The organism is Paeniglutamicibacter sp. NPDC012692 (assembly GCF_042901625.1).
Lineage (GTDB): Bacteria > Actinomycetota > Actinomycetes > Actinomycetales > Micrococcaceae > Paeniglutamicibacter.
In genome coordinates this window covers 1,306,008-1,317,968 of sequence record NZ_JBIBDE010000001.1, presented here as the reverse complement: position 1 = coordinate 1,317,968, position 11,961 = coordinate 1,306,008, and the positions used below count along the sequence as shown (strand labels likewise).

The window sequence follows — 11,961 nt, the reverse complement described above, 5'->3', positions numbered from 1 at the left end:
AAGCCCAAATGACAATGACAGATCCTGTCGCAGATATGCTGACTCGTCTGCGTAACGCCAACTCGGCTTACCACGACACGGTTGCAATGCCGTCGTCGAAGCTGAAGGTGCGCGTTGCCCAGATCCTCAAGGAACAGGGCTACATCGCCTCGTTCGTTGAAGAAGCAGCAGAGGTTGGCAAGAAGCTGACCATCACCCTGAAGTTCGGCCCGAGCCGCGAGCGTTCAATCGCTGGCGTTCGCCGTATTTCGAAGCCGGGCCTGCGTGTATACGCAAAGTCCACCAACTTGCCGCACGTCCTTGGTGGACTCGGCATCGCCATCCTGTCCACGTCCTCCGGTCTGCTTACCGACCGCCAGGCAGCCAAGAAGGGTGTAGGTGGGGAAGTCCTCGCCTACGTCTGGTAACGGGAAAGGGAGAAAGAAACCATGTCACGTATTGGACGTCTTCCGATCACTGTTCCTGCCGGCGTCGAGCTCAAGATTGATGGCGACGTTGTCTCCGTCAAGGGCGCCAAGGGCGAACTGACCCACACCGTAGCAAGCCCGATTGCCGTTGTTCTCGAAGAGAACATCGTCACCGTGTCTCGCCCGAACGACGAGCGCGATTCGCGTTCGCTGCACGGCCTGACCCGCACCCTGATCGAAAACATGATCATCGGTGTCACCGCTGGCTACGAAAAGAAGCTGGAAATCCACGGTACCGGTTACCGCGTTGCACTGAAGGGCTCGACTCTCGAGTTCGCCCTCGGCTTCTCGCACCCGGTTGTTGTCGAAGCTCCCGAAGGCATCACCTTCGCGATCGACGGCAACACCAAGATCACCGTTTCCGGTATCAACAAGCAGCAGGTTGGCGAAGTTTCCGCCAACATCCGCAAGCTCCGCAAGCCCGACCCGTACAAGGGTAAGGGTGTTCGCTACGCTGGCGAAATCATCCGCCGCAAGGTCGGAAAGGCTGGTAAGTAAACCATGGCTATCGGAATCAAGGGTAAGAGCAAGGCTGCCGCACGCGGCCGCCGCCACCTGCGCGTTCGTAAGCGCATCACCGGCACCGAGTTGCGTCCGCGCCTGGTCGTTAACCGCTCGGCACGCCACATGTTCGTTCAGATCGTTGACGACAGCAAGGGCATCACCGTGGCGTTCGCGTCCACGCTTGAAGCTGACTTGCGCGCCTTCGATGGCGACAAGACCGCCAAGGCCAAGCGCGTTGGCGAGCTCGTTGCCGAGCGCGCCAAGGCTGCCGGCATCGAAGCTGTGGTCTTTGACCGCGGCGGCAACAAGTACCACGGTCGCGTGGCTGCTGTTGCTGAAGGTGCACGCGAAGGTGGGCTGGCACTGTGAGCGAAGCAACTAACAAGAAGGAAACTCAGGTGTCTGAAGCTACTGAGGCAGTCGAGACTGCTGCTGCTCCCGCCGCGGACAACGCCGGCGCTCGTCGCGGCGAAGGCCGTGGACGTGGTGGCGAAGGCCGTGGCCGTGGCGAGGGTCGTGGCCGTGGCCGCGATTCGAAGGACAGCCGCAACGAAGACAAGGACAAGTTCCTTGAGCGCGTTGTAGCTATCAACCGCGTATCCAAGGTCGTCAAGGGTGGTCGTCGCTTCAGCTTCACCGCACTTGTTGTTGTTGGCGATGGCAACGGTCTCGTTGGCGTCGGCTACGGCAAGGCCAAGGAAGTTCCAGCAGCAATCGCCAAGGGCGTAGAAGAAGCCAAGAAGTCCTTCTTCCGCGTTCCGCGCATCGGCACCACCATCCCGCACATGGTGCAGGGTGAAGCCGCTGCAGGCGTAGTTCTCCTCCGTCCGGCATCGCCGGGTACCGGCGTTATCGCCGGTGGTCCGGTTCGCGCCGTCTTGGAATGTGCAGGCATCCACGATGTTCTGTCCAAGTCCATGGGCTCGAGCAACCAGATCAACATCGTTCACGGCACCGTTGCCGCTCTGAAGGCCCTTGAAGAGCCTCAGGCAGTTGCAGCCCGTCGTGGCTTGCCGCTGGACGAGGTTGTTTCGGCGCAGATGCTTCGCAACATCCAGAACCAGAAGGCAGGTGCGTAAGTAGTGGCAAAGAACATTGTCCCTAGCGACGCTACGCTGGTAATCACCCAGATCAAGTCCACCATTGGTGGCAAGCAGAACCAGCGCGACACCCTTCGCTCGCTCGGTCTGAAGCGTATCGGTCACACCGTGACCCGTACCGCTGACGCCGTGACCGTGGGTATGGTCAACACGGTTCCGCACCTCGTAAAGGTTGAGGAGGCGAAGTAATCATGGCTGAAAAAGAAAACGCACTGAAGGTACACCACCTGCGTCCGGCCGAAGGTGCCAAGAAGGCCAAGACCCGTGTGGGTCGTGGTGAGGCATCCAAGGGTAAGACCGCTGGTCGCGGTACCAAGGGCACCAAGGCACGCTACCAGGTCAAGGCCGGCTTCGCCGGCGGCCAGCTGCCGTTGCACATGCGCCTTCCGAAGCTTCGCGGCTTCAAGAACCCGTTCCGCGTCGAGTTCCAGGTTGTAAACCTGGACAAGATCTCGGAGCTGTTCCCGGAAGGTGGCGAGGTCACCGTTGAGGCATTGGTCGCGAAGGGCGCCGTTCGCAAGAACGAGCCAGTCAAGATCCTTGGCTCGGGCGAGCTCACCGTCAAGGTCGACGTGAAGGTCAACGCCTTCTCCTCGTCCGCAGCAGAGAAGATCGTCGCAGCCGGCGGTTCGGCTGTAGAGCTCTAAGCTACGTGATCTCTTGATCGCATAGCGGAAAGAGGGGTTTCAGGAATTCGGAAACGGATTCCCGGAACCCCTCTTTTTTGTCATTTCCGGCCCTCGCCCAGGCACCGAAAGTCGGGGGAGTGCGCCAATTCCCCGCCGAAAATATCGATCAGCCATGGGATTCATTTCACTTTTGCCGCGGCGCATTTGGTTAGTAACGCTAGTCACCCGGTAGAATCGATAGGTCATCTCCGGGTATCCCGGCCATCACCATTCAGGAGGACGCTTGTTCAGCGCCATTGCCCGGGTATTCCGGACGCCTGACCTGCGACGCAAGTTGTTGTTCACGCTCGCCATCATCGCGATCTACCGCGCCGGTGTGTACATTCCTGCACCCGGTGTGGACTACACAAACGTCCAGCAGTGTCTGGCCGCCGGCAACACCAGCGGCGGTCTCTACCAGTTCGTCAACCTGTTCAGTGGCGGAGCGTTGCTGCAGGTATCGATCTTTGCCATGGGCATCATGCCCTACATCACGGCCTCGATCATCATTCAGCTGTTGCGCGTGGTCATTCCGCGCTTCGAGGAGCTGCACAAGGAAGGCCAGTCCGGCCAGGCGATCCTGACGCAGTACACCCGCTACCTGACGATCGCACTTGGCCTGCTGCAGGCAACCACGCTGGTCTCCCTGGCACGCAGCGGAACCCTGTTCCCGAGCTGCCAGCTGCCGATCGTTCCGGACCAGAGCCTGATCGTGATCATCCTGATGATCATCACGCTCACCGCAGGCACCGGCCTGATCATGTGGATGGGTGAACTGGCGACCGAACGCGGCATCGGCAACGGCATGTCCCTGCTGATCTTCACGTCGATTGCCTCCGGCTTCCCGGTTTCCATGGGTGCCATCATCAAGTCCCAGGGCTGGGGCACCTTCGTCGGTGTCATCCTCGTTGGACTGGCCGTCATTGCCCTGGTTGTCTTTGTTGAGCAGTCCCAGCGACGCATCCCGGTCCAGTACGCAAAGCGCATGGTTGGCCGCCGCACCGTGGGCGGAACCTCCACCTACATCCCGATCAAGGTCAACATGGCCGGCGTGATCCCCGTGATCTTCGCTTCCTCCATGCTTGCCCTGCCGGGCATGCTGGTCACGTTCAACACCCGCCAGGACGGAACGCTTCCGGACTGGGCGCTGTGGATCTCGACCCACTTCTCCGGTTCCTCCCCGCTGTACATGGCCGTCTACGCGTTGCTGATCGTGGGCTTCACCTACTTCTACGTGGCCATCACGTTCAACCCGACCGAGGTCTCGGACAACATGAAGCAGTACGGCGGCTTCATCCCGGGCATCCGTGCCGGACGCCCGACGGCCGAGTACCTTGAATACGTGCTCAGCCGCATCACTCTCCCGGGTGCCATTTACCTGGCATTCGTGGCACTGATTCCGTTGATTGCATTCGTGCTCTTCAACGCCGATCAGAACTTCCCGTTTGGCGGAACCTCGATCCTCATCATGGTTGGTGTGGGCCTTGAGACCGTCAAGCAAATCAACGCACAAATGCAGCAGCGACACTACGAAGGACTTCTGCGATGACAAGACTGTTGATCATTGGACCGCCAGGTGCCGGCAAGGGCACCCAGGCTGTACGTATCTCGGAGCGCCTCAATGTTGTGGCAATCTCGACCGGTGATATCTTCCGCGCCAACGTCAAGGGCGGAACCCCCCTCGGCATTGAAGCCAAGAAATACATTGATGCAGGGAACTTCGTTCCCGACTCGGTCACCAACTCGATGGTGCGCGACCGACTGTCCCAGGAAGACGTCAAGGACGGCTTCCTGCTCGACGGCTACCCGCGCACCAGCGCTCAGGTCGATGAGCTGGACTCGATCCTCTCCGACGCCGGCGTGGAACTGGATGCGGTTCTTCAGCTCACCGCCGACGACGAGGAACTGGTTGTCCGGTTGCTCAAGCGTGCGGAAATTGAAGGCCGCGCGGATGACACCGAAGAGGTCATCCGTCACCGTCTGGGCCTCTACCACGCGGAAACCGCAGTCGTGGTCAACCGCTACCAGGAGCGCGGCATCGTGCGCCAGGTTGATGGAATCGGCGAAATCGACGAAGTCACCAACCGCGTCCTGGACGCGCTGGAACAGAACGCCTAAGCAAAGGCCGTAAGCAAATAGCCGTGGGGATCCGCACATAGCGTGCAGGTCCCCGCGGCTTTTTGCGATAATAGTGCTAATCAGTCTTCGAAGGGACAAACACCATGGCTTTCGGCCAACCAAAAATCGAGTACAAAACCAACCAGCAGATCCTGAAGATGCGTGAAGCCGGCTTGGTATTGGCCGAAGCCCTGGACGAGGCGGTTGCGGCGGCGCAAATCGGTGTCACCACCGCCCACGTCGATTCGGTCTTCGCCTCGGTGCTGGAACGCCACGGCGCCAAGTCCAACTTCAAGGGCTACCATGGGTTCCCCGCCACCATCTGCGCCTCCGTCAACGAAGAGGTCGTCCACGGCTTCCCGAGCGACTACGTGCTCAAGGACGGCGACGTGTTGAAGATCGACGGCGGCGCCATCGTGGACGGCTGGCACGCCGACTCCGCCCGCACCGTGATCCTTGGCACCGCCGACCCCGAGGACCAGCGGCTCTCGGATGTCACACAGGAAGCGATGTGGCGCGGCATCGCGGCATTGGCCGAGGCTCGCTTTGTTGGACAGATCGGTGACGCCATCGACGACTTCGTTTCCTCGGTGCCGGGCGCGCCCTTGGGTATCCTCGAGGACTACGTGGGGCACGGCATTGGTTCGGAAATGCATCAGGCGCCGGACGTGCTGAACTACCGCACCGGCCACCGCGGTGCGCGGGTGAAGCCGGGCATGTGCCTGGCGATCGAGCCGATGCTCGTACGCGGCGACCTCGAGACAAAGGTGCTTGAGGATGACTGGACCGTTGTCACTGTCGATGGCGCACGCGCCTCGCAGTGGGAGCACAGCGTCGCCGTGCACATGGGTGGCATCTGGGTACTCACCGCGCACGACGGGGGAGTGGCGGGCCTTGCTCCCTTCGGAGTTACGCCGTCCCCGATCGTTCCGTAGCGGATAGATCATGGAGAGTGGGCCAGGGTTCTAGAACCCTGGCCCACTTTTTTGACCCCGGGACGCCTGCGGTTGTGCGCGAGCGGGAGATGGATGAAGCTAGGAGGCCGCTGCGCGTTTTGCAACATCCCCGATGACGACACAATGCGTCGACGGAGCCCGCACTCAACACTGGATACGGTCTCCGTCTTGTTCACCCGTTGCTCTGGGGTCGGTGCGGCCACGGCGCTGGTGTGGGCAAACTAACTAAAGTTGGCGCCCAAGGGGATTTCCCTTTAAGCCACCCACCGCGTAGGCTTGACTGTTGGTTGTCTGTTCCTTGGTGCCCAAAAGCAATTGCTTAGGTTTCCGGGAGAACTGCGGCCAGAACCATAAACCTGTCGGTGATAAATGTTGCCGACAACAAAAGTTAGCGGAGGATATGGCCAAGAAAGAGGGTGTCATCGAGGTAGAAGGCACCGTATCAGAGGCGCTGCCCAATGCGATGTTCCGTGTTGAGCTGCCCAATGGACACGTTGTGCTTGCAACTATCTCGGGAAAGATGCGTCAGCACTACATTCGAATCCTCCCTGAGGATCGCGTAGTGGTGGAACTCAGCCCGTACGACCTCAACCGCGGCCGTATCGTGTACCGCTACAAGTAAAGACTTTTCATTGTCCAGGTTCCCTTAGGGGATCCGGGCGACGAAGGTAGTTACGCTCCACTGAAACCGCAACCGCAAAAGGAGTAAGCCGTGAAGGTTAACCCTAGCGTGAAGCCGATCTGCGATAAGTGCAAGGTGATTCGACGTAATGGTCGAGTCATGGTGATCTGCGAAAACCCACGCCACAAGCAGCGTCAGGGCTAATTTTCCCTCACGGGAAAACCCTGCGCGTAGTAATGAAATCGGCAGTACAGCATCCAAACGCGCGATGCATCCCTCGGCACGGAGGCCGGGGCCTGGGTAACTAGGATGTACTGCTTAAGACCTCCGCACATCGAAAGGTAGACATAGCATATGGCTCGTCTAGCTGGCGTAGACATCCCACGCGAAAAGCGTGTGATCATTGCGCTCACCTACATCTACGGCGTGGGCAAGACCCGTGCAGAACAGACCATTGCCGAGACCGGGATCAACCCGGACACTCGCGTCAAGGATCTGACCGACGCTGAGCTGGTTCAGCTGCGTGACTTCATTGAAGGCAGCTTCAAGGTTGAGGGTGACCTCCGCCGTGAAGTGGCAGCTGATATCCGCCGCAAGGTTGAAATCGGCTCCTACGAAGGCATCCGCCACCGCAAGGGCCTGCCGGTCCGCGGTCAGCGCACCAAGACTAACGCTCGTACCCGCAAGGGCCCGAAGCGTACCGTCGCCGGTAAGAAGAAGTCCCGCTAAATCTAGCGGTCGACTAAGCCAAATTTTTCGTAGGAGTAAGAATGCCCCCCAAGACTCGTGGAGCGGTACGCAAGCCGCGTCGCAAGGACAAAAAGAATATCGCGCTCGGACAGGCGCACATCAAGAGCACCTTCAACAACACCATCGTTTCCATCACGGATCCGACCGGTGCTGTAATCTCCTGGGCCTCGGCCGGCGAGGTTGGATTCAAGGGCTCGCGCAAGTCGACTCCGTACGCTGCTCAGATGGCCGCCGAGGCCGCTGCAAAGCGCGCTCAGGAGCACGGCATGCGTAAGGTTGACGTCTTCGTCAAGGGCCCGGGATCGGGACGCGAAACCGCGATCCGTTCGCTGCAGGCTGCTGGCCTTGAGGTTGGGTCCATCCAGGACGTTTCCCCAAGCGCACACAACGGTTGCCGCCCGCCAAAGCGTCGCCGCGTCTAATTGACTGTCTGGCTTTCCTGCCGCCGTGTTCAACATCCTTCGGATTTTGACGCGGCGGCAGGATCGCCACGGCAAGCCAGACCGAACCAGACGAACGCCGACGAGGCTTACGTCGTTTCCACCCCCTGTGTTGCGTCATATAGCGGACGCTCGCTGAAAGGAAATGTAAGTGCTTATTGCACAGCGCCCCACCCTGACCGAAGAAGTCGTAGCGGAGAACCGCTCCCGTTTCGTAATTGAACCGTTGGAGCCTGGCTTCGGCTACACCCTGGGTAACTCGCTTCGCCGTACCCTGCTCTCCTCCATCCCTGGTGCAGCTGTCACCAGCGTTCGGATCGACGGAGTACTGCACGAGTTCACCACCGTAGCCGGCGTGAAGGAAGACGTCACCGAGCTGATTCTTAACATCAAGAGCCTCTCGGTGTCCTCCGAACATGACGAGCCGGTCGTCGCCTACCTGCGCAAGCAGGGCCCGGGCGTCGTTACCGCAGCCGACATCACCCCGCCAGCCGGCGTTGAATTCCACAACCCGGACCTGCACATCGCGACTTTGAACGCGAAGGGCAAGTTCGACATGGAACTGACCATCGAACGTGGCCGTGGCTATGTTTCTGCATCGCAGAACAAGAACGCGGACGCCGAAATTGGTCGCATCCCTGTGGATTCGATTTACTCGCCGGTAATGAAGGTGACCTTCCGCGTGGAGGCCACCCGTGTTGAACAGCGCACCGACTTCGACAAGCTCATTGTCGACGTTGAAACCAAGGATTCGATTGCCCCGCGCGATGCCGTTGCATCCGCAGGCACCACCCTGGTTGAACTGTTCGGCCTGGCACGCGAGCTGAACACCGCCGCTGAAGGCATCGAGATCGGCCCGTCCCCGACGGACGCCGCACTCGCAGCCGACATGGCGCTGCCGATCGAAGACCTCGAATTGACCGTTCGTTCGTACAACTGCCTCAAGCGTGAGGGCATCCACTCCGTGGGTGAACTCGTTGCTCGCTCCGAGGCCGACCTGATGGACATCCGTAACTTCGGTGCGAAGTCCATCGACGAGGTCAAGGCGAAGCTGATCGATCTGGGTCTGGCCCTGAAGGATTCCCCTCCGGGCTTCGATCTGGCCGCACGTGCCGCAGCCATTGGCGACGATGACGTCTACGGTGACGAAGAAGTCTAAGGCTTCTTAGCTACCCGCTACAGAACTTAAACCTTCGCACCCGGGCTTGCCCGGGTTGCGCAGGCCACCATATTAGGAGAACACTATGCCTACCCCGCCAAAGGGTCCGCGTCTCGGCGGCAGCGCAGCTCACGAGCGTTTGATGCTCGCGAACCTGTCCGCGCAGCTGTTCGAGAACAAGTCCATCACCACCACGCTGACCAAGGCCAAGCGCCTTCGTCCGCACGCTGAGCGTCTGATCTCGTTCGCAAAGCGTGGCGACCTGGCCTCGCGTCGTCGCGTCCAGGCTGTCATCGCCTCGCGCAGCCGCACCAACAAGTCGATCGTTCACGAACTGTTCGAGAACATCGCACCGCTCATGGCCGAGCGCCCGGGTGGCTACACCCGCATCACCAAGATTGGCAACCGTAAGGGCGACAACGCTCCGATGGCTGTTATCGAATTGGTAATGGAGCCGGTTTCCCCGAAGCAGGCCGTTGTGAAGGAAGCCGAAAAGGCTGCCGCAAAGGCTGCTCCGGTTGAAGAGGTCGTTGAGACCGAAGCAACCGAAGCTGCAGAGGTTGTAGAGACCGAAGCCGCAGAGGAGAACAAGGCCTAGTCCTTGTCTTCTCGGCGATAGCTGAATCATTGGCCCGGTGCACTTATGCACCGGGCCAATGTTTTAACTTTTTATCTAAGCCCTCAAAACGGCTGGCCAAGACTTGAAGCCGGCCGAGGCGTAGTGGTTCGCGGTTGCCCCCCCAAGAACCGCTTGGCAACCGAACTGGGAAAAGGTCAATGATTATTCCGGAGCTGAACACCACCAACCCGGCCCTGGCGCCAAACGGCAGTGCCGCCGAGCCGGCATTGGTGCGCATGTGCCTGCGCCTGGGATACGACGGCAGCTCGTACAACGGATGGGCGCTTCAGCCGGGCCTACCCACTGTGCAGGGTGTCCTTGAGGATGCATTGGACATGCTGATTCGCCGCCCCATCAGAACCACCGTTGCAGGACGCACCGACGCCGGCGTCCATGCCCGCCACCAGATGGTCCACTTTGACCTGACCGAGACCGAGTATGCAGGACTGGCCCGTGGCGCCAAGCTGGACCCGGGGTATGCCCTGGTGCGCCGCCTGCGCGGAGTCCTGGGAAAGGAAGGCGGGAGCATCCTGGTGCACGAGGCGTACAGGGCCCCCGAAGGTTTCGATGCCCGCTTCTCGGCCCTGTGGCGCCGCTACTCCTACCGCATTGCCGATGGACCGGCCAGGTTCGACCCGCTGACCCGGGCCTTCACGATGTGGCACAAGAAGGACGTCGACGTCGACCTGCTCAATGCGGAAGCGGAGAGCCTGCTGGGCCGCCATGACTTCCTCTCCTTCTGCAAGCCGCGAGAGCGTGCCACCACCATTCGAACGCTCACCGAGTTCAACTTCGAACGAGACGAATCGGGGATCGTTGTGGCGCATTTGAAGGCCGACGCCTTCTGCCACAACATGGTCAGGGCCATGATCGGTGCCTGCCTGACCGTCGGGGACGGACGCGAGGATCCCGGATGGGTGGCCCGTCGGCTCGAAGCAGCGGTTCGGGATTCGAAAAACATGCTTGCCGACCCGCGCGCCCTGGTGCTCGAGGAAGTCGCCTATCCCGATGACAAGGCAGAGATTGCGATGCGCGCGGAACTGACCAGAACCCGGCGCCAGCCGCACGAGATCACCACCGATCTGCCGGAACTGCGCGGAGTCGACGGATAGGCCACGCCGAGGGGTGCGGTGTGCGTGGAAGCCTCCGAGCTGGGTTTGAGCCCTCAGCGGCTCCGTATTACTCGCTTTCGCTGTCATCGCCTGGGAAACGTAGGCGGACTCACGCCACGCACTTTGGTAGACGTGGGGTTAATCCGATAGACTATTGGCTGTTGTGCGTGTCCTTTGTTCGACACAACCTTCTTCGCGTGACGGCTCAGTTGCAGAGCCACTGGTCTGCGGGGATTGCGAACATTCATGGACGGCCGGTCTTTTCAGTCCTCACCTGGCGAACTGGTTACAGCGCATCGAAACACGGCACATTCTAAGGATTGTGGATCTCACAGCCGCTTTCCTAAGATGTGCTTGACCAGTAACCAATAAACAAAGGCAATTACAGTGCGTACGTTCACTCCAAAGCCGGCCGACCAGACCCGTCAGTGGCACATCATTGATGCTTCAGACGTTGTACTCGGTCGCCTCGCCGTCCAGGCCGCAACCCTGCTGCGCGGCAAGCACAAGGCTACCTTCGCCCCCCACATGGACATGGGCGATCACGTCATCATCATCAACGCCGAGAAGGTTGCCCTGACCGGCGCCAAGCTCGAAAACAAGCGCGCTTACCGCCACTCGGGCTTCCCGGGCGGCCTGAAGTCCGTTACCTACGCCGAACTTCTTGAGAAGAACCCGGTTCAGGCAGTGGAGAAGGCCATCAAGGGCATGCTTCCGAAGAACTCCCTGGCTGCACAGCAGCTGTCCAAGTTGAAGGTCTACCGCGGTGCCGAGCACCCGCACGCTGCACAGCAGCCGACGACCTTCGAAATCACCCAGGTCGCGCAGTAGCGCTGGGCCCCGAGAAAAAGACTTTAGGAGATTATCGTGGCTCAGAACACTGAAGAGATCACCGAATTCGAGGGTGAAGCTCCGGCTTCGTACACCTCGGAATCCGCATCGGCAGAAGCCGTTGTTGTTAAGGAACGCCCGGCCCTGACCGTTGCAGGCGCAGCTGTCGGCCGTCGCAAGCAGGCTATCGCCCGCGTTCGCGTCGTTCCGGGTACCGGCCAGTGGACCCTCAACGGTCGCACGCTGGAAAACTACTTCCCGAACAAGCTGCACCAGCAGGATGTCAACGAGCCGTTCAAGCTGCTCGAACTGGATGGCGCCTACGACGTTATCGCTCGCATCCACGGTGGCGGCCCTTCGGGTCAGGCCGGCGCTCTGCGTTTGGGCATTGCCCGTTCGCTGAACGAAATCGACCGCGACAACAACCGCGCGCCGCTGAAGAAGGCTGGCTACTTGACTCGTGACGCACGCGTCATCGAACGCAAGAAGGCCGGTCTCAAGAAGGCCCGCAAGGCTTCGCAGTTCTCCAAGCGCTAAATCGCTTGCGTCGGGTTTTTTGCCCGACACGAAGGGTCCAGGGATTATTCCCTGGGCCCTTCGGCCGTTTAATCGCCT

The 11,961-nt window shown here is 60.3% G+C and carries 18 protein-coding genes; all 18 read left to right on the top strand.

Features of this window, described 5'->3' with window-relative positions:
- Positions 1–8 precede the first annotated feature (8 nt).
- The 18 genes from rpsH to rpsI all read left to right on the top strand — a co-directional run bounded on the left by rpsH (position 9) and on the right by rpsI (position 11,883).
- Positions 9–407, top strand: coding sequence for a 30S ribosomal protein S8 (rpsH, locus tag ACFY5D_RS06090; RefSeq protein WP_068731531.1), 399 nt, complete (start codon positions 9–11; stop codon positions 405–407).
- Between the two features lie 21 nt (positions 408–428).
- Positions 429–965 (top strand): 50S ribosomal protein L6, encoded by a 537-nt coding sequence (rplF, locus tag ACFY5D_RS06085; protein WP_387526424.1) that lies wholly within the window; start codon positions 429–431, stop codon positions 963–965.
- Positions 966–968: 3 nt separating this feature from the next.
- Positions 969–1,340 carry a 50S ribosomal protein L18 gene (gene rplR / locus ACFY5D_RS06080; RefSeq protein WP_387526421.1) on the top strand — a complete coding sequence of 124 codons (372 nt, stop codon included), beginning with the start codon at positions 969–971 and terminating at the stop codon, positions 1,338–1,340.
- A 29-nt stretch (positions 1,341–1,369) separates the two neighbouring features.
- Positions 1,370–2,050 (top strand): 30S ribosomal protein S5, encoded by a 681-nt coding sequence (gene rpsE, locus ACFY5D_RS06075; RefSeq protein ID WP_209998435.1) that lies wholly within the window; start codon positions 1,370–1,372, stop codon positions 2,048–2,050.
- Between the two features lie 3 nt (positions 2,051–2,053).
- Complete coding sequence (gene rpmD / locus ACFY5D_RS06070; protein WP_209998433.1) at positions 2,054–2,260, top strand: 50S ribosomal protein L30; 207 nt, start codon at positions 2,054–2,056, stop codon at positions 2,258–2,260.
- Positions 2,261–2,262: 2 nt separating this feature from the next.
- The gene (rplO, locus tag ACFY5D_RS06065) at positions 2,263–2,718 is read left to right on the top strand and encodes a 50S ribosomal protein L15 (RefSeq protein WP_209998423.1); all 456 of its coding nucleotides are present in this window, start codon (positions 2,263–2,265) and stop codon (positions 2,716–2,718) included.
- Between the two features lie 265 nt (positions 2,719–2,983).
- The gene (gene secY, locus ACFY5D_RS06060; RefSeq protein WP_387526416.1) at positions 2,984–4,288 is read left to right on the top strand and encodes a preprotein translocase subunit SecY; all 1,305 of its coding nucleotides are present in this window, start codon (positions 2,984–2,986) and stop codon (positions 4,286–4,288) included.
- The gene (locus tag ACFY5D_RS06055; RefSeq protein ID WP_387526414.1) at positions 4,285–4,857 is read left to right on the top strand and encodes an adenylate kinase; all 573 of its coding nucleotides are present in this window, start codon (positions 4,285–4,287) and stop codon (positions 4,855–4,857) included. Before secY ends, ACFY5D_RS06055 begins: the two co-directional genes overlap by 4 nt.
- A gap of 104 nt (positions 4,858–4,961) precedes the next feature.
- Positions 4,962–5,792: a type I methionyl aminopeptidase gene (gene map, locus ACFY5D_RS06050; protein ID WP_387526411.1), complete on the top strand. Its 831-nt coding sequence runs from the start codon at positions 4,962–4,964 to the stop codon at positions 5,790–5,792.
- A 421-nt stretch (positions 5,793–6,213) separates the two neighbouring features.
- Positions 6,214–6,435, top strand: a complete 222-nt coding sequence (gene infA, locus ACFY5D_RS06045; RefSeq protein ID WP_068731548.1) for a translation initiation factor IF-1 — start codon at positions 6,214–6,216, stop codon at positions 6,433–6,435.
- A 90-nt stretch (positions 6,436–6,525) separates the two neighbouring features.
- Entirely contained in the window at positions 6,526–6,639 is a 114-nt protein-coding gene (gene rpmJ, locus ACFY5D_RS06040) for a 50S ribosomal protein L36 (RefSeq protein WP_071894985.1), read from the top strand.
- A gap of 150 nt (positions 6,640–6,789) precedes the next feature.
- Positions 6,790–7,164: a 30S ribosomal protein S13 gene (gene rpsM, locus ACFY5D_RS06035; RefSeq protein ID WP_068731550.1), complete on the top strand. Its 375-nt coding sequence runs from the start codon at positions 6,790–6,792 to the stop codon at positions 7,162–7,164.
- Positions 7,165–7,205: 41 nt separating this feature from the next.
- Positions 7,206–7,607: a 30S ribosomal protein S11 gene (gene rpsK / locus ACFY5D_RS06030; protein ID WP_387526406.1), complete on the top strand. Its 402-nt coding sequence runs from the start codon at positions 7,206–7,208 to the stop codon at positions 7,605–7,607.
- A gap of 169 nt (positions 7,608–7,776) precedes the next feature.
- A complete protein-coding gene (locus ACFY5D_RS06025) occupies positions 7,777–8,784 on the top strand; it encodes a DNA-directed RNA polymerase subunit alpha (protein ID WP_209998403.1) in 1,008 nt (335 codons plus the stop codon).
- A gap of 85 nt (positions 8,785–8,869) precedes the next feature.
- Positions 8,870–9,382 carry a 50S ribosomal protein L17 gene (gene rplQ / locus ACFY5D_RS06020; protein WP_387526403.1) on the top strand — a complete coding sequence of 171 codons (513 nt, stop codon included), beginning with the start codon at positions 8,870–8,872 and terminating at the stop codon, positions 9,380–9,382.
- Positions 9,383–9,561: 179 nt separating this feature from the next.
- On the top strand, positions 9,562–10,515 hold the full coding sequence (gene truA / locus ACFY5D_RS06015; protein ID WP_387526400.1) for a tRNA pseudouridine(38-40) synthase TruA: 954 nt from the start codon (positions 9,562–9,564) through the stop codon (positions 10,513–10,515).
- Positions 10,516–10,902: 387 nt separating this feature from the next.
- Positions 10,903–11,346, top strand: coding sequence for a 50S ribosomal protein L13 (rplM, locus tag ACFY5D_RS06010; protein ID WP_209998382.1), 444 nt, complete (start codon positions 10,903–10,905; stop codon positions 11,344–11,346).
- 36 nt (positions 11,347–11,382) lie between these two features.
- Positions 11,383–11,883: a 30S ribosomal protein S9 gene (rpsI, locus tag ACFY5D_RS06005; protein ID WP_387526397.1), complete on the top strand. Its 501-nt coding sequence runs from the start codon at positions 11,383–11,385 to the stop codon at positions 11,881–11,883.
- Positions 11,884–11,961 lie beyond the last annotated feature (78 nt).